Source organism: Paenarthrobacter sp. A20, assembly GCF_024168825.1.
Classification (GTDB): Bacteria; Actinomycetota; Actinomycetes; order Actinomycetales; family Micrococcaceae; genus Arthrobacter.
On sequence record NZ_JALJWH010000001.1, the window covers coordinates 4,937,773 to 4,958,583 of the forward strand.

The following is a 20,811-nucleotide window of genomic DNA, read 5'->3' on the forward strand; positions in this document are numbered from 1 at the left end:
AAGGCAGGAGTGAACCGCTTGACGGCCCGGCTTCAAGTGGGAAGAATCATGAGAAAGCGTTTTCTCAGAGCGTTATAAGCTTTGTATCAAGACTCTGGTGGTCACGTCAACCATTGCTCCAACGACGGAGCATGCGGGAGGCGACCAATGGGAAGGGGCCACATGGCACGCAGGAACACCAACAGGCGCGTTGGCATTGCCGATGTCGCGGAGAAGGCGGGCGTCTCGCACGCCACCGTGTCGCGCGTCATGAACGGTAATGCCGCCGTGGACCCTGGCATCGCTGCGCGCGTCCGGGCAGCCGCTGCGGAATTGAAGTACCAGCCCAACCCCGTGGGGCGCAGCCTCGCCCTGGGCAAGACAGACACCATCGGCATCGTCGTACCGGATCTTGCCAACCCCACCTTCCAGGCCATCCTCCGCGGACTCAGCATCGCGGCAGCCCAGGACGGGTACCGCGTCCTGATCGCCGACTCCTCCGAGGTCACCAGCGAAGAAGCCATCCTTGCAGGCGAGGCCAGGCGCCGCTGTGACGGCGTGGTGCTCTGCGCCCCCCGCATGGCTGATGCCGAGTTGGAAGAACTTGCGCCCACCCTGCACCCGCTGGTGCTCATCAATCGCACCACCATTGCCACCAACACGCCCAGCCTGAGCGTCGACTACGGGCAGGGCATCCAGGAGTTGGCGCAGCACTTGGTGACGTTGGGCCACCGCCGGCTGGCATTCCTCTCCGGACCCGAGCACAGTGCATCCAACCGCCAACGCCTGGTCGGGCTGGACCAGTTCCGCGCCGAACACCCGGAGATCGAACTGCAGATGCTCCATGGCGGCTCCAACTTCGACTCCGGCCATGAGTCCACCGAGGCCATCATTGCCAGCGGCGCCACCGGAATCCTGGCCTTCAACGACCTCGTTGCCATGGGGTTGCTCAGCGGCCTGCATGAGCGCGGAATACGCGTACCGGAAGACATCTCAGTGACGGGCTTCGACGACATCCCGTTCGCCAAATACACAACTCCCCCGCTGACCACCGCGGCCGTGCCCATCAACGAGCTCGGAAGCCTGGCTTGGCGGAGGATGCGGGAGCAGATCCAGCAGGCCGGCGAAGCCACCACCCAGGCGCAGGACGAATTCGCCCCCAGGGTGGAGATCCGCAAGAGCACGGCAGCCCCCGCACTCACTCCAGCCAGTTGACACTTAATGCCAATGTTCGGCGAGAAGATTGGCATTAAGTGTCACTTCGGGGAGGGGTTTGCGCCCACTCCGGCCTCTTTATAGAAGCCTTGGATGTGGGCGGCCACCAGCTCAGCTGCCTTGCCGCCGTCGTTATTGTTCACAGCAGTGAGGATGGCGCGATGTTCGGCGCGCAGCCGGGTTGACGTAGTGTCCCAATCGGGCAGGTTTCCGGTGAGCTCACCGGCGTAGTTCTCGATCGCACCCCTCAGCGAGGCCATCATGGCACTGACCACCGAGTTGCCGGCAGCCTGCGCCAGTGCCACATGGAAGCGGGCATCAAGGGCCAGGAAAGTGTCGATGTCAGGCGCCGCATCCATCTGATCCAGGAGCGCAGCAGCTTCCTCCAGCTCCGGCACGCCCACCTTAGCCCGCTCCGCCGCCCAGGATTCAAGCAGGACGCGGGTCTCCACGATGTCCGCCACCGGAAGGTGCCGGGTGGCCACGTGCAGCCGAAGGGTTGAACCCAGCGCGGAGCCCGGCTCGGCGATGACCACTGTCCCGGCGTCCTTGCCCGAACCCACGCCGGCGCGGACCACGCCCATCGCTTCCAGCATCCGGACCGCCTCGCGCACGGAAGTCCGTGACACCTGCAATTGTTCGGCCATGGCGCGTTCACCCGGCAGCCGGCCGCCAAGGGCAAGGTCTCCGTCGGACAACTGCTTCTCGATCCATTGCAGGACCAACTCATGGGTACGCATAACGGAATACTAGTTGATGTGGTCCAACCACATGCATTACAGTGTGGTTAGACCACAGTGGTAGGACCACAGAATTCAAGGGAGAACCGTATGACCGAGACCCTCGATCCCAAGATCACCGCCGCCCCTGCCAATGCCGGCAGCGACGAAAACGTGATACGCCCCGCCCAGCCGCGCCCCGCCGTCGTGCAGCCGCCCGCGCTGAAGCGCCGCGTCCCCAAAGTCTCCGACCTGGCGCCACTGATGCAGTTCAAGAAGCCGGAATTCAGCAAGACCGCACGGCTCAAGCGCGCCAGCACCATCTGGGAACTGCGCGGGATCGCCAAGCGCCGTACCCCGCAGGCTCCCTTCGACTACACGGACGGTGCCGCCGAAGAAGAGATCACGCTGCGCCGCGCACGCCAGGCCTTCCAGGACATCGAGTTCCGTCCCGGCATTCTGCGCGATGTCTCCACGATCGATCTCCGCACGGACATCCTGGGCAAGGAATCACGACTGCCGTTCGGCATTGCACCCACAGGATTCACCCGGATGATGCAGTCCGAGGGCGAGTACGCCGGCTCCCAGGCAGCTGAGGCTGCAGGCATTCCGTACACCCTGTCCACCATGGGCACTGCATCCATCGAGGACGTGGCCACTGCCGCCCCGAACGGGCGCAACTGGTTCCAGCTCTACCTGTGGACGGACCGCGACCGCTCGCTGGAGCTGATCGAGCGGGCTGCCAAGGCCGGCAACGACACCCTCATGGTCACCGTGGACACAGCCGTAGCCGGCGCCCGCCTGCGCGATGTACGCAATGGCATGACCATCCCGCCGGCACTGACCCTGAAGACCGTGCTCGATGCCTCCTATCGCCCGGCCTGGTGGTTCAACTTCCTCACCCACGAACCCCTGACGTTCGCCTCCCTCTCGCGCTACACGGGCACCGTGGCAGACCTCATCAACTCGATGTTCGACCCCACGCTGACCTACGAAGACCTGGACTGGCTGCGTGAAACCTGGAAGGGCAAGCTGGTGGTCAAGGGCATCCAGACCGTGGAAGACGCCCGGCGCGTTGTTAACCACGGTGCGGACGGCATCATCCTCTCCAACCACGGCGGACGCCAGCTGGACCGTGCACCCATCCCGTTCCACCTGCTTCCGGAGGTCACGACGGCACTGAAGGCGGACAACAGCAAGGCCGCGGTCATGCTGGACACGGGCATCATGAGCGGCGCGGACATCGTGGCAGCCCTGGCCTTGGGCGCCGACTTTGCCCTGATCGGCCGCGCTTACCTCTATGGCCTCATGGCCGGCGGACGTGAAGGCGTGGACCGGACCATCCAGATCCTTGAGAAGGACATGACCCGGACCATGGCGCTCCTCGGGGTCAGCAAGGTGGCGGACCTCAACCCGGACCACGTGCGGTTGCTCCAGCGCTAACCGCACCCAAGTAAGTCGCAGCAAACGCCCTTTTGAGCGCTCAGAAGGGCGTTTGCTGCGACTCAGTTGGGTAAAGGCGGGCTAGATCAGGCCCTGCGCCAGCATCGCGTCGGCAACCTTGACGAAGCCGCCGATGTTGGCGCCCACCACATAGTTTCCGGGCGCACCATATTCGTCCGCGGTGGCTGCGCAGCGATCGTGAATGCCCACCATGATCTCGGTGAGGCGCTGTTCCGTGTGCTCAAAGGACCATGAATCGCGGCTGGCGTTCTGCTGCATTTCCAGCGCAGAGGTAGCCACACCACCGGCGTTGGCAGCTTTACCCGGCCCGAACAGGATCCCGGCTTCCTGGAACACGGATACAGCGGACCGCGTGGACGGCATGTTGGCACCCTCGGCCACAGCGATCAGTCCGTTGCTGACCAGCTTGGCGGCAGCATCGCCGTCGAGCTCGTTCTGGGTGGCGCACGGCAGGGCCACTGTGCCGTTCACGTCCCACACGGACCCGCCGGCAACATGGCTGGCACCGGCGCGGCGCTCAGCATACTCGGTGAGGCGCCCGCGCTCAACTTCCTTGATCTGGCTCAGAAGTTCGACGTCGATTCCCGCCTCGTCCACGATGTAACCGGCCGAATCGGAACAGGCCACCACGGTGGCACCAAGGGCTTGCGCCTTGGCAATCGCATGGATGGCCACGTTGCCGGAACCTGAGACAACAACTCGCTGGCCGTCGAAGGACTGGCCCCGGGTCTTGAGCATCTCCTGGGCGAAGATCACGGTGCCGTAGCCGGTTGCCTCGGGGCGGACCAAGGACCCGCCCCACGAGATGCCCTTGCCGGTGAGGACTCCGGATTCGTAGCGGTTGGTGATGCGCTTGTACTGGCCAAAGAGGTAGCCGATTTCGCGGCCGCCCACGCCAATGTCGCCGGCGGGGACGTCAGTGTATTCGCCGATGTGGCGGTAGAGCTCAGTCATGAAGGACTGGCAGAAGCGCATGATTTCCGCGTCGGAACGGCCACGGGGGTCGAAGTCCGAGCCACCCTTGCCACCGCCGATGGGCATGCCTGTGAGGGCATTTTTGAAGATCTGCTCGAAGCCGAGGAACTTCACGATGCCCAGATACACCGAGGGGTGGAAGCGGAGCCCGCCCTTGTACGGGCCGAGGGCAGAGTTGAACTCCACGCGGAAGCCTCGGTTAACGTGGACGCGGCCGGCGTCGTCGGTCCATGGCACGCGGAAGATGATCTGGCGCTCGGGTTCGCAGAGGCGTTCCAGGACCGCACCCTCAAGGAACTCGGGATGACGATCATGCACGGGACCGAGGCTTTCGAAGACCTCAGTGACGGCCTGGTGGAATTCCTTCTCCCCCGGGTTCCGCGCCAACACCGTGTCGCGGACAGCTTCGAGCCTTGAATCCATGCGTGTTCCTATCCTCAGAGCGCCGACCCGCGGCGAGACGATTAGTCCCGCCCATGGTTGCACCGAGGGACATAGGATCTCCATCCAGAGCCAATGTGACCCTCATGCCGGAGTTAACACAACTGTAGAAAATCGTTGAAAACTCAAGGAAATGCAAGGTTAACAAAAACTCACAATGTGAGGAGGATCACGTTAGGTTGGTGCCCGCTACCGCTTACGCCCGAACTTGGGAAGGTTGGGCAGGTTCGGGAGGTTGGCCAGGAGATCAGCAGCCTTAGTGGCCGCCCGCCCCACTGTGCGGCCAATCTGTTGGGGAACGGTGTCATCGGAAGCCGGGTCCAGGGTCACCGGTGTTCCACTCGCATGGACCTTTACGGCCTGGCCGATGGCGTCGGTGCGGGTGGGGGCAGCTTCAGGCGCTGCCGCGGCGGCAGGCGCCTCAGGTGCTGCCGCGGAAGACTCAGCAGCAGACGGAACAGCAGCAGACGGTACAACAGCAGAAGGCACGACGGCGGCGGGAGCCGGGGTTCCGACGTCGAACGTTTCAAGCCAACTCGCGACGCCGGCGAGAGGCTTCGGATTCAGCGCATAGAAGCGCTTCTGGCCTTGCGCGCGCATGCTGACGAGATCCGCCTCGCGGAGCACCTTCAGATGCTTGGAGATTGTGGGCTGGCTCGCAGCCAGTTCTTCCACCAGTTCGCCTACTGCTTTATCCCCAGAGCGGAGGGAGACCAGGATGTCACGCCTGGTTGCCTCAGCTATGACGGCAAATACGTCGTCAGTCACCATGCCTCCCACCCTAGCGACATATACGCCAATTGGCATCCCTGTTTCCTGCGGCGACAGGTATGGGCCGTTGACCCCCGCGGGGGCCGATGTTACAACGGAGGCACGGTCCGTCCGGGCTCCCAGGCCCCGGCCGCCAAAAGCACGGGGTGCATGGCAATGACTGAATTTTTCCGGCGGCGTATCTTTGACATCATTGCCGCCGTATTCCTCGCCCTTTTCGTCCTCGTATGGACCACCGTCCTGGTGCGTGTCGGCACGTGGGTCCCCTCGGGAACTGCGGAGGCACCCGAACTGAACGGCGCCTTGGTCACGGCAGCGGGAGTCATGGCAACGTCGCTGAGTTCGCTCACAGCGTCAGCGCTCGGCTTCACTATTTCAGAAGTAAAACGAGACAACGCCGACGCCGGGTCGCCCAGCCCCTTGGTCAGCCCGGCTGACGTGGCCACGAGGCTCTCCGGCCGCGTGATTTTCGCGATCATGGTCTATATGACCATGGGCATGCTGGTGCTGGTGCTCTGGCTGTTCAAAGGCCAGGCCTCCACGGATCTCATCGGAGCCTTCGCGCTGTCCCTGCTTGGTTGGCTCGTGGGGGCCGCCGGAGTGGTTTTCCAAACGGAAAGGACCGGGCCCTAGCTTCCCCGGGTCCAGGGTCAGTCGAACCACGGTCAGTCGAACCAGGGATCCAGGCCATACAGCGGGAAGATCTCCTTGCGTGTGGCGATGACGGTCCTGTCCACCTCGTCCGCGGGGTCGTAGCCAACCTCCCACGAGCGCCACCAGACATCCACGTCGTCGCCCATCGACTCCGGGGCCCAGACGCCGTACGTTTCCTTGACGTATGTACGCCAGGCTTCCGGCACGGGCGTGCTGAGGGGTACCGGGCGTTGCGTCACCATTCCGATCAGGTGGCTCCAGGCGCGTGGCACAACACCGGTGACGTCGTAGCCCCCTCCGCCTGTTGCGATCCAACGGTTGTCGCAGTAGCGCGCAGCAAGGCTGGCGACGGCGGACGCCGCCTCACGTTGTCCGTCGACGCTCAGGTTGAGGTGCGTCAGGGGGTCGTCCCTATGGGAGTCGCAACCGTGTTGGCTGACGATCACCTCGGGCTGGAAGGCGCCCACGAGCTGCGGGACCACCGCGTGGAAGGCCCGTAGCCAGGCCGCGTCACCGGTGAAGGTAGGCAGCGCAACGTTGACCGCCGTCCCGGGCGCATCAGGGCCTCCTGTTTCATTGGCAAAGCCGGTGCCCGGAAACAGCGTGAGGCCGGTTTCGTGCAGGCTGATGGTCATGACCCGGGGATCGTTCCAGAAGATACTCTGCGTCCCGTCGCCGTGGTGGGCATCGACGTCGATACTGACGATCCGCTGCACACCGCCGTCGAGCAGTCTTTGAATCGCCAGCGCGACGTCGTTGTATACGCAAAAGCCGCTGGCCCGCTCACGAGCGGCGTGGTGCATCCCGCCGCCGAAGTTCACGGCCCGGACTGCCCGGCCGGACAGGATGCTCTCAGCGGCCAGCAACGAACCACCGGCAAGGCGGGCACTGGCCTCATGCATGCCGGCAAACGCGGGATCATCCTCGGTGCCCAACCCGCGGGCTTCCTCGGGAGTGGAGGGGTCCTCGCTGACGCGGCGGACGGCCTCCACATAGCCGGCGCTGTGCACCGTGAGGAGTTCGACGTCGGTCGCCACCTTGGGTGCCTCCACCGCCACATGCTGGTGTCCGAACAGCCCCAGGGACTCGGCCAGCCGCGCCGTCAGTTCCAGCCGCTGCGGGGCCATGGGGTGACCCGGACCAAAGTTGTAGGCTGTCATGGCTGGATCCCACACCACCGTCGTTGGCAGTGCGGAGCGCGTAATGCTGGACGCTGTGGTTCCGGCCCTGGAGTTCATCCAGAACAGGCTACCCGAGGCAGGAGGGCGCTACCGCCCGGTTACGCCGCAGGAATAGTGGTTTACTACTCAGGAAAGCTTGTTTCAACCGAGGAAGAGCGCCATGTCTCAAAGCCAGTCGCGGTCCACCAGCCCGGCCAACTGGCAACCCAACCAGCAGGAGCGGGAAGGTCTCTGGATCTTCACCCGCGTGCGCGACTTCATCGACAACATTGCCAACACCTCACCTGCCCGTTTGGCGTTGACCGTCTTTGCGGTGGTGATCCTGGTGTTCACCGGTTTGCTGTCCCTCCCTGCCGCATCCTCGGATGGGACCGTCACACCATTGCACCAAGCAATGTTCACGGCCGTTTCCAGCGTCTGCGTTACCGGCCTGACCGTAGTTTCGACTGCCACGCACTGGACGTTTTTTGGCCAGCTGGTCATTCTGATTGGCATTTTCGTAGGTGGTCTTGGCACGTTGACCCTGGCCTCGTTGCTGGCCCTCATGGTGAGCAAGCGGCTGGGCGTGCGCGGCAAGCTCATCGCCCAGGAAGCAATGAACAACGCCGGCCGGCTCGGCGAGGTGGGTACTTTGCTCCGGATCGTCATCGTGACGTCCGTGGTCATCGAGGCCGCCCTTGCCCTGGCCCTGATTCCGCGCTTCATACTGCTCGGCGAGGACTTCTGGCAATCCGTGTGGCACGGTGTCTTCTACTCGATTTCCGCGTTCAACAACGCAGGCTTCACCCCGCATTCGGATGGAATCGTTCCCTACGAAACCGACCTCTGGATCCTCATCCCGCTGATGCTGGGGGTTTTCCTCGGCAGCCTCGGCTTCCCCGTTGTGATGGTGCTCCAGCAGAACGGGCTCAACTGGAAAAAGTGGAACCTCCACACCAAGCTCACCATCCAGGTCTCCTTCATCCTGCTCGCAGCTGGAACCATCCTGTGGGCCTTGATGGAGTGGGACAACGTGCGGACCATCGCCCACATGGACTTGGGCGACAAAATCACCCACTCGCTCTTTGCCTCTGTCATGACCCGATCCGGCGGCTTCAACCTCGTGGACCAGAACCACATGGAATCCACCACGATGCTCCTGACCGATGCCCTCATGTTCGCAGGCGGTGGCTCCGCTTCCACCGCCGGCGGCATCAAGGTGACCACCATCGCCGTCATGTTCCTGGCCATCATGGCCGAAGCCCGCGGTGACGCCGATGTGAAGGTCTACGGCCGCACCATTCCCCAGGGCACCATGCGCGTAGCTATCTCGGTGATCGTCGCCGGAGCCACCCTGGTGTCCGTGGCCGCGTTCCTGCTGCTCTCGATCAGCGGTGCCTCACTGGACCGGGTGCTCTTCGAATCAATTTCCGCCTTTGCCACCGTGGGACTGAGCACCAACCTCAGTGCCGAGCTGCCGCCGTCGGGCGTGTATGTCCTCACTGTTTTGATGTTCGCCGGCCGCGTCGGCACCGTCACCCTTGCTGCCGGACTGGCCCTGCGCCAACGCAGCCAGCTGTACCACTACCCGGAAGAGAGGCCAATCATTGGCTAGTACCACGGGGGCTGCCAACCGCCCCGCACACAACGCACCAGTACTGGTCATTGGGCTTGGCCGATTCGGGTCTGCGACCGCCGAGCAGCTGGTCAAGCAGGGCCGCGAAGTCCTCGCCATCGAACGCGACCGCACCCTCGTCCAGAAATGGGCGCCCGTTCTGACGCACGTAGTAGAGGCCGACGCCACCAATATCGATGCCCTGCGCCAGCTCGGTGCCCAGGAGTTCAGCTCTGCCGTGGTTGGTGTGGGCACGTCCATCGAATCCTCGGTGCTCATCACCGTGAACCTGGTGGACCTCGGCATCCAGCACTTGTGGGTCAAAGCCATCACGCCCTCGCACGGCAAGATCCTCACCCGGATCGGCGCCAACCACGTGATCTACCCCGAGGCTGACGCCGGCGTCCGTGCCGCCCACCTGGTGTCCGGGCGAATGCTGGACTTCATCGAGTTCGACGACGACTACGCAATCGTCAAGATGTACCCGCCCAAGGAAACAGTGGGCTTCACGTTGGAAGAATCCAAGGTCCGTTCCAAGTACGGCGTGACCATTGTGGGTGTGAAAACCCCGGGCGAGGACTTCACCTATGCCCGGCCGGAAACCAAAGTGTCCGGCCACGACATGTTGATCGTGTCCGGACACGTGGACCTGCTGGAGCGCTTCGCAGCGCGACCGTAACCGGATGGAGTTTTTGTACAGTTAACGCCCTTTAGACGCGCTCTTAGGGGCGTTAGCTGTACAAAAACTCCGAGGTTAGCCGAGCTGCTTGGTGATCTCTGCAGCCCTGGCGGCAGCCGCGCGGGCGCCGTCCGCGATGATCCTGGGGATCCCGCCGTCGTCAAAGGCGGCAATTGCGCGTTCCGTGGTGCCCTTGGGGCTGGTGACGGCGATGCGAAGGGCGGTGGGATCTGCTCCCGGTTCGGCCAACATGAAGCCTGCGCCCGCCACGGTTTCCCGGGCCAACATGACGGACAACTCCTGGTCCAAGCCGAGTTCGACGCCGGCCGCAGCCATGGCCTCGGCCAGATAGAACGCGTAGGCCGGGCCGGAGCCGCTGATGGCGGACAGCGCGTCCACCTGCTCTTCAGGAATCTCGACCACCGTGCCGGCACCCGCCAGCGCCTTCTTTGCTTTATCGAGCTGCTCAGGCGTGCAGTGCGTGCCCGGGGAGACGGAAATGACGCCGCGGCCCAGCCTTGCCGGCGTATTGGGCATGGTGCGGATCACCGGCTGACCGTCCGGCAGCGCTGCTTCCAGCTGGGTGATGGAGACCGCTGCAGCAACGCTGACCACAAGGGTGTCCTTCGCCAGTGCCGGACTGATCTCCCGTGCCAGGTCCAGGATGCCCACCGGCTTGACGCCCAGGATGACCATGCTGGAGCCCTTGGTGGCCAGCTTGTTGTTGTCCGGCTCCTCCTCGCCCGCGATGGCCATGACGTGATGGCGCTGCGCCAGTTCGTCAGCGCGTTCTGCCCGGCGGACAGTGGCGACAATGTCGGACGGGTCCGTCCCGGCGGCAATCAGACCGCCCAGGATTGCCTCGTTCATGGATCCACAGCCAAGGAATGCGATTCGGTTGCTCATTGCTCCATCATTGCAGTTGGCCTTGGACGGGGTCTAACGGGTTCCGGATTCCCAGCTTGTTCCCAAGGTTATTGCAGGCAGCACTCATTCTTGGTCCGTAACTTAGTAGTTACCTCATTGAGGGTGCGAGTGATGAGGCGGGCATGGGGATGTCCGCCAGCAGCACCGGTGGCCGGGCGGGTTTTCCCCCATTTCCCGATTCGGCCGCCGGTGCTTTCGCTTTTAAGCCGCAGCCCCGCTAAATCCCGCAGTCGCCCGCCTGACGAGCCGCTGTAGGGCACGCCAGGCGAACAAGCACAGGAACAGCGCTCGACGCCGTTAGTTGTCCACGCTTCGAAGCAGCGGGACGCTGAGGTGCTGCTTCGCGAAACGCAGGGTTTCCGCAAGCATTTCCTCACGTTCCCCCGCCACTTTCGCCTTGCGGGTGGAAATCTCGGCCACCACAACACCGTCAAAACCACTGGATGCCAAATGCTGGAGGGCATCCGCACATTGCTGCGTTCCGGTACCGGGCACCAGGTGCTCGTCCTTGCCGGAACCCGAGCCGTCGGTGAGGTGGACGTGGCGGAGCTTGCTTCCCAAGGCCTTGATGGCTTCCAAACTGTTGGCCCCGGCAGTGGCCGCGTGCGAGAAGTCCCACGTGACGTCGTCGTAATCCTGCCCCAGCGGATCCCAGTGCGGCAGGTAAGCCACAGCTTCCCTGCCGCGGACACGCCACGGGTACATGTTTTCCACGGCGATATGGACCTGGTACATCGCCGCTATCTCCCGGACGCCTTCCACGAAGTTCTCGGCGTAGTTGGACTGCCAGCGGAACGGCGGATGGACCACCACAGTGTCGCAACCGACGTCTGCGGCCATCTGGCAAGACTTCTCGATCTTGTTCCACGCCGTACCCCAAACTTGCTGGGTCAGCAGCAGGGTGGGCGCGTGGATGGACACGATTTCCTGGTGGTAGCGGTGGCTCAACTGGATCAGGGCATCAGGGTTCTGGCTCACCGCGTTATTGGTGACCATCACCTCCACGCCCTCGTAGCCCAGGTCCTGCGCCACGGCAAAGGCGTCATGGACGCTCAGGGGGTAGACGGACGCGCTGGACAGCGCTACAGGGATCTGGCGGTCATTCACTTCAGGTTCGACGTCGTTGCTCATCTCAGGAGGCCAGCCCGCCTGCCACGGGGGCTGGGATTGGTGCAGGGGCCGGGGTGTTTACAGGGACAGGAAAGTCATGGACATGGGGCTGGTTTTCGTCAGTGTCCGCCGCCTTGCCCGCTTTCTTCTTGGACTTGTCCTTCTTTCGTTTGCCCACATGCGGAGCGGGATCGAGGGCCTCTTCGAAAACCAACTGGTCAAGCCGGCGCAGGATAAGGCCCTCCCGCAGTGCCCAGGGACAAATTTCCATCTTGGGGAATTCAAAAAGCTCAAGGGCTGCTTCGGCAACCAGGGCACCTGCCAACAACTGGCGGGCACGGGCATCCGAAACGCCCGGAAGGTACAAACGGTCCTCCACCGTCATGGCGGAAATGCGCTGGGCCCAGAGTCCCAGGTCCGCCGCGTGGAGTTCACGCTTGACGTACGGGCCTGCACCGCTTGGGGCAGCGCCTGCAATCCGGGCCAGGGAGCGGAAGGTCTTGGAGGTGCCGGCCACCAGGTTGGCGCGGCCCAACTCGTGGAAGTTCCGCACCACCGGCTTCAGCGTCGAGCGGATGTAACGCCGCAATTCCTTGACGCTCTTGGCAGTGGGGGGATCGTCATGGAGCCAGTCCCGCGTCAGACGGCTGGCACCAAGGGGCACGGAGGTGGCGAACTCAGGGAGTTCATCCGTTCCGTACGCCATTTCAAACGAGCCACCCCCGATGTCCAGGTCGAGGATGGGACCTGCGCCCCATCCGTACCAACGGCGGACGGCGAAGAAAGTCATGGATGCTTCTTCGCTGCCAGTGAGTTCCTGGAGGGTCACCGTGGTTTCGTGCTTGACGCGGGCCAGGACTTCCGGGCCGTTGGTTGCTTCGCGGATCGCCGACGTACAGAAAGCCAGGAGATCCTCGGCCTTGTGGCTGGCGGCGAACTCCCAGGCTTCCAGGACGAACTCAATGAGCTCGTGCTGGCCGGCGTCGTTGATGTTGCCGTCACCATCGAGGTATTGCACCAACGACAACGGACGTTTATGGGATGCGAAGGCCACCGGACGCGCGCCCGGGTGAGCATCCACAAGGAGCAGATGGACGGTGTTGGAACCGATGTCGAGAACGCCAAGACGCATTCTGCCATTATTCACCGATTCGAAGCCCGTGAAGCAACCTGGTGACGACGTTTCGCTGACGGGATGGTGTCCGGCAGCCTGGGCGACCGCTATTCCGCGGGCTCCCCTGCTTCGTCTGCGCGCTTGAAGTCGCGGCGGATGTTCGCGATGCCCTCGGGATCGATTTCGAAGCCGAACTCACTGCCCGGGTTGATGACCATACCCAGTTCATCCCCGATGTTGCCCAGGATCGCCGACCCCATGGTGCCCAGCACGTGAGGGGCAGCGTCGAGGAACCGCTCGTCCACTCGGCTCGGGTGGCTGAAGACCGCAAGGACGGGCTGGCCATCGGCGTTGGAAAGTACCAGCGGCTCAACGGAGGAATCCGGGCCATCCACGGCTTCTGAGCTGACGAGGTAGACCTCGTTGTTCAGGAAGGCAAGGATGACGTCCACCGGGTTCGCGTCCGGCTGTTCGGCCGAGGCGAGCTTTGCCTCGAGGTCGTTCAAGGGTTCGTTATCCGGTGAAACCGTCTGTTCAGTCATGGTTCTACTCGACCACGATGAAGGCCGGGACGCAATTCGCCATTGCTGTCCCGGCCTTCAGTGAAGCTACTTCTTGGCTGTGGCCTTCCTGGCTGGCGCCTTGCGTGTAGTGGTCCTCTTGACCGGCCCCTTGGCCCGCTTTTCGGCCAAAAGCTCGACGGCGCGTTCCCGGGTCAGCTCCTCCAGCGAGGTTGAACGAGGGACAGTGATGTTGGTGATGCCATCTGTGATGTATGGGCCGAAGCGGCCCTCCTTCACCACGATGTTCTTTTCCGAGACCGGGTCCGGGCCGAACTCGGCCAACGGCGGTACGGCCGCACGGGCGCCACGCTGCTTGGGCTGCGAGTAGATCTCCAGTGCCTGCTCAAGAGTGATCGTGAAGATTTCCTCTTCCGACCCGATGGAACGCGAATCCGTGCCCTTCTTCAGGTACGGACCGAAACGGCCGTTCTGCACGGTGATGGGGTTGCCCTCGGCGTCCTCACCCAGGACCCTGGGCAGGCTCATGAGCTGCAGTGCCTCATCCAAGGTCACCGTGTCCACGGTCATGGACTTGAACAGCGAACCGGTGCGCGGTTTGGCCTTGACGGGCTTCTTTGGCGGCTTCGGCTTGCCGTTCTTATAATACTCAACCGGCTGGTTGGCCAGCTGTTCCTCGGTCATCTCCGGGATGATCTCGGTGACATAGGCTCCGTAGCGGCCGTTCTTGGCAACCACGGTATGGCCGGTGTGCGGATCCGTTCCCAGGACCCGTTCTTCCGGGGCAGCAGTCTCCATCAGCTCAATGGCCTTGGCGGCCGTGAGCTCATCCGGTGCGAGTTCCTCGGGGACGTTCGCCCGTGAGGACTCAACTACCTCACCGGTTTTTTCGTCGATCGTGGGGATCGAGCTTTCCAGATATGGGCCGAACTTGCCCACGCGGAGGGTGATGCCTTCGGCGATGGGCACGGAGTTGATCTCGCGGGCATCGATTTCGCCCAGGTTGTTCACGATGCTCAGCAGGCCGGGGTCAGCGTCTTCACCGTAGTAGAAGTGCTTGAGCCAGGCAGCGCCTACGGCCTGGCCGTTGGCGATCTTATCCAGGTCGCCTTCCATGTCAGCCGTAAACTCGTAGTCCACGTAATCGGTGAAGTGCTGCTCCAGCAATCGGATAACGGAGAACGCGATCCAGCTCGGAACCAGGGCAGAACCCTGTTTCCGGACGTAGCCGCGGTCCTGGATGGTAGAGATCGTGGAGGCATAGGTGGACGGACGGCCAATGCCCCGTTTTTCCAGTTCCGCGGTCAGCGATGCTTCGGTGTACCGCGGCGGGGGTGACGTTTCGTGGCCTACAGCCAGGATCTCCGATGCCGTCAGGGAATCACCCTTGGCAACGTTGGGCAGGCGCCGGGCTTCATCCGATTCCTCGTCGCCACGGCTCTCGTCCTTGCCCTCTTCGTAGGCGGCAAGGAAGCCGGGGAAGGTGATGACCGTACCTGAAGCCGAGAACTCGGCGTCGCGTCCGTCGGAAGCAACCGCACCGAGGCGGATGGTGGCAGTGGAGCCCTTGGCATCGGCCATCTGCGAGGCGACTGTGCGCTTCCAGATGAGCTCATACAGCCGGAACTCGTCGCCGCTCAGCTGCTTGGCAACCTGCGCAGGCGTGCGGAAGGAGTCCCCAGCGGGACGGATGGCTTCGTGCGCTTCCTGCGCGTTGGCGGCCTTGTTGGCGTACACGCGGGGGCTTTGGGGCACATATTCGGGGCCGTAGAGCTCGGCGGCCTGGCGACGGGATGCCGTGAGGGCTTCATCGCTCAACGCCGATGAGTCGGTACGCATATAAGTGATGTAGCCGTTTTCATACAGGCGCTGGGCTACCTGCATGGTGCTCTTGGAGGAGAAGCGGAGCTTACGGCCGGCTTCCTGCTGCAGCGTCGACGTGGTGAATGGTGCGGCAGGCCGGCGGGTGTACGGCTTGGTGTCTACGGACCGGACACGGAAATCAGCGTTTTCCAGGCCGGCAGCCAAGGAGGTGGCGAGTTCTTCGTTGAGGTGCACCACGGTGGACGAGGTGAGCTGTCCGTTGTCGTTGAAGTCCCTGCCACTGGCAACCTTGGACCCATCCACAGCGGCGAGCTTGGCTTTGAACGAGCCCGAGTCTGAACCGAACTGGCCGGTGAGGTCCCAATAGGACGCTGCCCGGAAGGCCATGCGCTCACGTTCGCGGTCCACCACCATGCGGGTCACCACGGACTGCACGCGGCCTGCCGAGAGCCCACGGGCAACCTTGCGCCACAGGACAGGAGAGATCTCGTAGCCGTACAGGCGGTCGAGGATGCGGCGGGTTTCCTGGGCATCCACCAAAGCGGTGTCCACATCGCGCAGGTTGTCCATGGCGCGGTGGATGGCTTCCTTGGTGATTTCACCAAAGGTCATGCGGTAAACGGGAACCTTGGGCTTCAGGACCTCCAGGAGGTGCCACGCGATGGCTTCACCTTCGCGGTCCCCATCGGTTGCGAGATAGAGCGCGTCGGCGTCTTTCAGCTGGGCCTTGAGCTCGGCAACCTTTTTCTTCTTGTCCGGGGAAACAACGTAGTACGGCTTGAAGTCGTTTTCGATGTCGACGGCGAACTTGCCCAGCGAGGTCTTCTTCAGTTCTGCAGGGAGATCGGACGGCTGCGGGAGGTCCCGGATGTGGCCGATGGAAGCCTCAACGATGAAGCCTTCCCCAAGGTACTTGGCGATGGTCTTACTCTTCGCGGGAGACTCCACGATCACGAGTTTCTTGCCGGTTTTTGCCTTGCTGGGCACGGTGCTCCTACAGAAAAAATGTGTAATTGGGCTGGTGCCCATATTGGCCTAGTTCACCATAGTTTGCAGAATCCTGCGTTTTGGTACGGAAACCAGGGCGGTCATTCGGTGGTTGTGTGGGCCCCTATTGCCCGGGTGCCACGCGGTCATCCGGGATCATTGACCATAAGGTTGCCACACGTTCAGCACCCTCCGGTATATGGGTTGGATCGTCGAGTTCGTATTCCCGCACAACCTCTCGGATCCTGTCCGCAAGTTCCTTGCGTTGAGGGTTGGTGAGGTACAGCAGGTTGCTTGAGAGGACCACCGATACCGGTTCCTCTCCCCCTTCACCTCGCTGCCGGCGTTCTCCCCGGGCTCTGGCGAAGGCCGACGCCCTTCGGCGGAAGGCATCGAGCTCCAGGTCAACCACGGCAATCTCGGGGCTAGCGACACTGCCGCCCGAGATGGTGAAGTCCGTTCCGGCCGCTTTCCAACGCCGTTCGCGGGCATCTCCGGCATTTTCGGCCGGGGCCACGATCCCCCACTTCTGGAGGGCCCGGAGGTGGTAGCTCATGGCGCTGGGGGTGAGGCCCGTACGGGCAGCGAGTTCCGTTGCTGTGTGGCTCACCTGAGTGGCATAGAGCTCGGAGATAACCTCGATGCGGGCAGCGTGCGCCAAGGCACGGATGGCCTTGGGATCGGTGATCTCAACCGTCTTCTCGGCCCGCTTCCGCCGCGGAACGTCGCCTGACGCCTGGGATGTCTCGTTGTTCGCAATCACTTCATCAGTGTAGTCAGGGTCACTTGCGGGCGGGCGGGCGTTGATTGCCGACGGCATCGCGTCGCTGCTCATTCGCTGCTCATTCGCTGATCCGCGCAGGATCCGGAAGCAGGAAGCCGTCCAATACCAGGTTGGTGACGTCCCGGATCAGTCCTTCCCGGAAAGCATCCTCGTCGAAGTCCTCTCCGCCACCCAGTAGAGACACCAAGGCCGAGGCGATCTGCCGGACCGACAACTGTCCATCGCAGGCCGAGATGAAGCCAGCGAGTTCGGTGCTGAGCAAATTGGTCCGGCGAAGACCCGCTCCCTGCCGCAGGAGGATGACCCCGGGGTGGGCGGCTCCGGGACGCTGATGCCGTTCCTCGGTGACGTCCTCCGCCACCAGCAGATGCGCTTCAGGTATCGGATTGGCCGCTACCCAATCGGCCAGTTCCATGGCAGCACCCAAATGCGGTCCGATGGGCTGCTGGATGGGATAAGTGATCTCCTCGAAGCGGCTGATGACGGGCTCGTGACCGGATGCGGGGCGGCGAAGCCAGATCATTCCGAAGCCCACGCCTTCCACGTTCCTGGACGCGAAGTCGTCAAGATAGGCGGCGTATGAGTCCTTGTACTGCTCGCGTTCGCGGTTCTGCGATGCGTCCTGCAGCCAGGTTTCAGCGTATTGCCCGGGATCAACCTGCTCCCGCTGAATGAACCAGACGTCCAGGCCTGAATCATGGAGCCACTCCCTGGGACGGTCTTTCCAGTCAGTTCCAGCAGCGACTTCCCAGTTTCCGAGCATCTGGGCCGTGCCCCCGGGTTCGAGTACGCCAGCTAGGGACTGCACCAAGGAAGCCACGATGCCATCACCCGGGAGTCCGCCGTCACGGTAAGTGAACTGGTCCGACGACGATTCCCCACCAGTGCGGGGCGTAATCACGAAGGGAGGATTGGAGACCACGAGGCCAAACTCTTCGCCTGCCACCGGTTCCAGGAGCGAACCCAGGCGCAAGCTCACACGACTCTCCAAACTGCGCGGATCCAGGTCAAGCTCCGCCGCGTTCAACAGCAGGTTGAAGCGGGTGAACGCCAGTGCCCGCTCAGAAATGTCAGTGGCCGTCACATGCTCGCAGTGGTGCAGGAGGTGGAACGTTTGGATGCCGCAACCAGTCCCCAGGTCCAAGGCGCGCTTGGTGTGCTGCCTGAACGTGGTTTGGACGAGCGTTGTGGACGCACGCCCGATGCCAAGGACGTGATCGTGTCGCAGCACTCCCGGCTGCTGGTGGGCTGCGAGGTCGCTGGCGACCCAGAGCTCCGCACCGCCGCTGCCATCGGCGTTGGCCTCCCAGCCGTAGGGACGCAAGTCCACTTTGCCCCGGACGACCCCGGATTCGATACTCACCAAGCCCAAGTCCACCAGCCCTTGCGCCCGGATCCCCGGCAAGGCCGAGTCCACCTCTGCGACAGGCTGCGGGACGGCGAGCAACCAGAGACGGACAACCACAGTCAGGGCCCGCACGGCAGGATCGTGGGAATCCGTCAACCGCTCAGTGGCCAGGAGCGCAGGGACCACTTGGTCCCTGCTGAGCGCCGCGGAGGCAGACTCCCCCAGAAGGCCAGCAACGCCGTCCACGGTGTAGGAGATGGCACGAAGGTCCCCGGCAAGCACCGGGAGAAGCTCGGGCTGGTCGCTTCGGGGGGCATCGTCAATGGTGCCGGCGGTAAACAAGAAAGCTGTGTCAGTCACCTTGCAAGTGTAGGTGCGGTCCAACAGGCAAGCCGGTCCCCCGTGGAACTATGTGGACAAACGCCCCGTCCGGAACCCGGTAGCGTGGAATCATGCTCAACTTCTCCTCCACAAGGCGCCGTGCGTGCCTTGTTGCCATTACCGCCGGGGCCCTGCTGGGAGTCAGTGCCTGCCAGGCCCCGGTCAATATCGCAGATGCAGACGTTCCGGCGTGGAAGGACAAGGTCCTTCCGGCAGCGAACGGTGTGGTCCTGGAGGACTCCGGCAAGATCCTGAACCGGGATGAGCTGGTGAAGGAAGCACCCGGCGTGACTGCCGGAACGTACACGCTCACCATGGCCTGCGATGGCGGCGGCAAGGCTTACTTCGCCGTCTCCTCGGGCGGAAACAAGATCACGGACGCCGCCGCAGCCTGCAATGGCAACCTCGATGTGGTGAAGATCAAAGTGCCCGGCACGGGCGCCCTCAGCATCTCGACGAGCAGCGTCGATGCACCGCTGATCTACGCCTACCACCTCGTTCCGGCAGCCAGCTAGACCCGCACCGGAACCTCCCGCTGACAGCCCTTCAGCCAGCGGCTGCACCGGCGTAAAGTCAGTGCATGGGCAGCAAGGCAGCTGGCTCGGTGATGCCACAGCGGCTGGCGAGGGCCGCCGTCGTACTTCTCGTTGTCCTGTGCGGCAGCGTGGCCGGCTGCGAATATACCTACGAGGACGGCGGCAGGCCAGAGGCCAGCCCCACTTCCACAGCCGGAAATGTTGCCCTCCCGCCCGATCCGGCGCTGGAAGAAACTGTCACAGGCGAAGCTCTGGAGGAGTGGGCCAAGGCTGCCCTGCCCGAATCGCAGGGGCAGTCGTTCTACTCAAGCAGCGGCTACCTCAACCCCGGTGAGTCCAAATCCGAGCAAACAGTTCAGTTGCCCGGAGGAACATATGCGGTGACGCTGGCATGCCGGGGCACCCGGCGCGTGACATTCGCTGTCCGGCTGAACGACGTGGCTCTCGTGGACCTGACTCTGGGGTGCGCGAATGCGCGGGTGAGCGTGGTTCAACTGGACAAGGATGCCATCTTGTCCATCACGGTCGGGTCCAGGTCGGACGCCAACTTCGCCTACAGGGTGAGCAGGCTCTGAGGCTGCTAAGCGGCCTCGCAGCCTCCGGGGCACCGCAGTGTTTCCGGGCTGGAAGCACATTCAGCACAGTAGAGGGTCAAGGTGCGGCAGCTGAGGTTGGAGCAGTTCTCGAACTTGTTGGTGGGAGCGGCGCAGCGGACGCACTCACCGATGGTCTTGGCGTCCTCGCTGAATTCCACGTGCATGCGCTTGTCGAAGACATAAAGGGAACCCTCCCACAGGCCCTTGTCCTTGAACGTTTCGCCGTAGCGGACAATCCCGCCGTCCAGCTGGTAGACCTCTTTGAAGCCTCGGTTGACCATCAGGCTGGACAACACTTCGCAGCGGATGCCACCGGTGCAGTACGTGACAACGGGTTTGTCCTTGAGGTCGTCGTACTTGCCCGAATCGAGTTCCTTGATGAAGTCATGGGTCGTGTCGACGTCCGGAACGATCGCATCCTTGAACTTGCCGATTTGGGCTTCGAACGCATTGCGGCCGTCGAAGAACACGACGTCTTCACCGCTGGATTTCCTGGCCTCCACCAGCGCGTGGAGTTCCTCTGGCTGAAGGTGCCTACCGCCGCCAACTACTCCGTTGGCATCGACCTTGAGTTCACCGGGAGCACCGAATGACACGATCTCATCGCGGACCTTGACACTGAGGCGCGGGAAGTCGGCGGCGCCACCGTCTGACCATTTGAAGTCGATTCCGTGGAAACCCTTGTATTCACGGGTGGTTTTCACGTACTGCTTCATGTTGTTCAGCTCGCCGCCCACCGTGGCGTTAATGCCGTCCTTCGAAATGAGGATCCGACCGGTGAGGCCAAGTTTTTCGCACAGGGCGCGCTGCCACAGACGCACGGCGTCGGGGTCGGCGATCGGGGTAAAGCCATAGAAGAGCACAATTCTGTTTAAAGCCACTATTCAAGGGTACTTGGTGCAGTAAAATCGCCCGCTGCCGTCGCTTCCGGCTTCAGCACATGAGAAGAAGTCACAATTCCATAAGCAACGATTCCCGGGCTGATCCGGCTCTGTTGCTTCATAGTGCACT

General features: G+C 63.0%; 20 protein-coding genes. 8 read left to right on the forward strand and 12 right to left on the reverse strand.

What is annotated here, in order from left to right; genetic code table 11:
* Positions 1-162 precede the first annotated feature (162 nt).
* Positions 163-1,194: a LacI family DNA-binding transcriptional regulator gene (locus J3D46_RS22830; RefSeq protein ID WP_231340740.1), complete on the forward strand. Its 1,032-nt coding sequence runs from the start codon at positions 163-165 to the stop codon at positions 1,192-1,194.
* 41 nt (positions 1,195-1,235) lie between these two features.
* Here J3D46_RS22830 and J3D46_RS22835 read toward each other — a convergent pair whose 3' ends face one another.
* Positions 1,236-1,934 (reverse strand): FadR/GntR family transcriptional regulator, encoded by a 699-nt coding sequence (locus J3D46_RS22835; RefSeq protein WP_253469030.1) that lies wholly within the window; start codon positions 1,932-1,934, stop codon positions 1,236-1,238.
* Between the two features lie 90 nt (positions 1,935-2,024).
* On the opposite strand from J3D46_RS22835, the gene J3D46_RS22840 reads away from it, so the two are divergent.
* Positions 2,025-3,356, forward strand: a complete 1,332-nt coding sequence (locus J3D46_RS22840) for an alpha-hydroxy acid oxidase (RefSeq protein WP_305884640.1) — start codon at positions 2,025-2,027, stop codon at positions 3,354-3,356.
* 81 nt (positions 3,357-3,437) lie between these two features.
* Here the strand turns inward: J3D46_RS22840 and gdhA are convergent, their stop codons facing one another.
* On the reverse strand, positions 3,438-4,775 hold the full coding sequence (gene gdhA, locus J3D46_RS22845; protein WP_253469032.1) for an NADP-specific glutamate dehydrogenase: 1,338 nt from the start codon (positions 4,773-4,775) through the stop codon (positions 3,438-3,440).
* A 207-nt stretch (positions 4,776-4,982) separates the two neighbouring features.
* On the reverse strand, positions 4,983-5,564 hold the full coding sequence (locus tag J3D46_RS22850; protein ID WP_231341547.1) for a helix-turn-helix transcriptional regulator: 582 nt from the start codon (positions 5,562-5,564) through the stop codon (positions 4,983-4,985).
* A gap of 156 nt (positions 5,565-5,720) precedes the next feature.
* Between J3D46_RS22850 and J3D46_RS22855 the strand changes: the two genes are divergently transcribed.
* Positions 5,721-6,197 (forward strand): hypothetical protein, encoded by a 477-nt coding sequence (locus J3D46_RS22855; protein ID WP_231341546.1) that lies wholly within the window; start codon positions 5,721-5,723, stop codon positions 6,195-6,197.
* 32 nt (positions 6,198-6,229) lie between these two features.
* On the opposite strand, the gene J3D46_RS22860 is transcribed toward J3D46_RS22855, so the two are convergent.
* A complete protein-coding gene (locus J3D46_RS22860; RefSeq protein WP_231341545.1) occupies positions 6,230-7,378 on the reverse strand; it encodes an acetoin utilization protein AcuC in 1,149 nt (382 codons plus the stop codon).
* Between J3D46_RS22860 and J3D46_RS22865 the strand changes: the two genes are divergently transcribed.
* Genes J3D46_RS22865 through J3D46_RS22875 form a run of 3 tightly spaced genes read left to right on the forward strand, consistent with a single transcriptional unit; the run spans position 7,377 to position 9,672 of the window.
* On the forward strand, positions 7,377-7,514 hold the full coding sequence (locus J3D46_RS22865; protein ID WP_231341544.1) for a hypothetical protein: 138 nt from the start codon (positions 7,377-7,379) through the stop codon (positions 7,512-7,514). The genes J3D46_RS22860 and J3D46_RS22865 overlap by 2 nt on opposite strands.
* Positions 7,515-7,559: 45 nt before the next feature.
* Positions 7,560-8,993, forward strand: coding sequence for a TrkH family potassium uptake protein (locus J3D46_RS22870; protein ID WP_231341543.1), 1,434 nt, complete (start codon positions 7,560-7,562; stop codon positions 8,991-8,993).
* A complete protein-coding gene (locus J3D46_RS22875) occupies positions 8,986-9,672 on the forward strand; it encodes a TrkA family potassium uptake protein (RefSeq protein WP_026541351.1) in 687 nt (228 codons plus the stop codon). The genes J3D46_RS22870 and J3D46_RS22875 overlap by 8 nt, the downstream gene beginning before the upstream one ends.
* A gap of 75 nt (positions 9,673-9,747) precedes the next feature.
* Here the strand turns inward: J3D46_RS22875 and proC are convergent, their stop codons facing one another.
* The 7 genes from proC to J3D46_RS22910 all read right to left on the reverse strand — a co-directional run bounded on the left by proC (position 9,748) and on the right by J3D46_RS22910 (position 18,647).
* On the reverse strand, positions 9,748-10,578 hold the full coding sequence (gene proC / locus J3D46_RS22880; protein WP_231341542.1) for a pyrroline-5-carboxylate reductase: 831 nt from the start codon (positions 10,576-10,578) through the stop codon (positions 9,748-9,750).
* 318 nt (positions 10,579-10,896) lie between these two features.
* A complete protein-coding gene (locus tag J3D46_RS22885) occupies positions 10,897-11,730 on the reverse strand; it encodes a sugar phosphate isomerase/epimerase (protein WP_231341541.1) in 834 nt (277 codons plus the stop codon).
* Between the two features lies 1 nt (position 11,731).
* A complete protein-coding gene (locus J3D46_RS22890) occupies positions 11,732-12,841 on the reverse strand; it encodes a Ppx/GppA phosphatase family protein (protein ID WP_231341540.1) in 1,110 nt (369 codons plus the stop codon).
* Between the two features lie 89 nt (positions 12,842-12,930).
* A complete protein-coding gene (locus J3D46_RS22895; RefSeq protein WP_231341539.1) occupies positions 12,931-13,365 on the reverse strand; it encodes an SseB family protein in 435 nt (144 codons plus the stop codon).
* Positions 13,366-13,431: 66 nt separating this feature from the next.
* Positions 13,432-16,155 carry a type I DNA topoisomerase gene (gene topA / locus J3D46_RS22900; RefSeq protein ID WP_231341538.1) on the reverse strand — a complete coding sequence of 908 codons (2,724 nt, stop codon included), beginning with the start codon at positions 16,153-16,155 and terminating at the stop codon, positions 13,432-13,434.
* 124 nt (positions 16,156-16,279) lie between these two features.
* Entirely contained in the window at positions 16,280-16,990 is a 711-nt protein-coding gene (locus J3D46_RS22905; RefSeq protein ID WP_231341537.1) for a helix-turn-helix transcriptional regulator, read from the reverse strand.
* A 7-nt stretch (positions 16,991-16,997) separates the two neighbouring features.
* Positions 16,998-18,647 (reverse strand): methyltransferase, encoded by a 1,650-nt coding sequence (locus J3D46_RS22910; protein WP_231341536.1) that lies wholly within the window; start codon positions 18,645-18,647, stop codon positions 16,998-17,000.
* 92 nt (positions 18,648-18,739) lie between these two features.
* Here J3D46_RS22910 and J3D46_RS22915 point away from each other — a divergent pair, with 92 nt between their 5' ends.
* Together J3D46_RS22915 and J3D46_RS22920 are read left to right on the forward strand one after the other, a co-directional pair.
* Positions 18,740-19,183, forward strand: coding sequence for a hypothetical protein (locus J3D46_RS22915; RefSeq protein ID WP_231341535.1), 444 nt, complete (start codon positions 18,740-18,742; stop codon positions 19,181-19,183).
* A gap of 65 nt (positions 19,184-19,248) precedes the next feature.
* Complete coding sequence (locus tag J3D46_RS22920) at positions 19,249-19,779, forward strand: hypothetical protein (protein WP_231341534.1); 531 nt, start codon at positions 19,249-19,251, stop codon at positions 19,777-19,779.
* A 5-nt stretch (positions 19,780-19,784) separates the two neighbouring features.
* On the opposite strand, the gene J3D46_RS22925 is transcribed toward J3D46_RS22920, so the two are convergent.
* A complete protein-coding gene (locus tag J3D46_RS22925; RefSeq protein WP_231341533.1) occupies positions 19,785-20,681 on the reverse strand; it encodes a rhodanese-related sulfurtransferase in 897 nt (298 codons plus the stop codon).
* Positions 20,682-20,811: the final 130 nt, after the last annotated feature.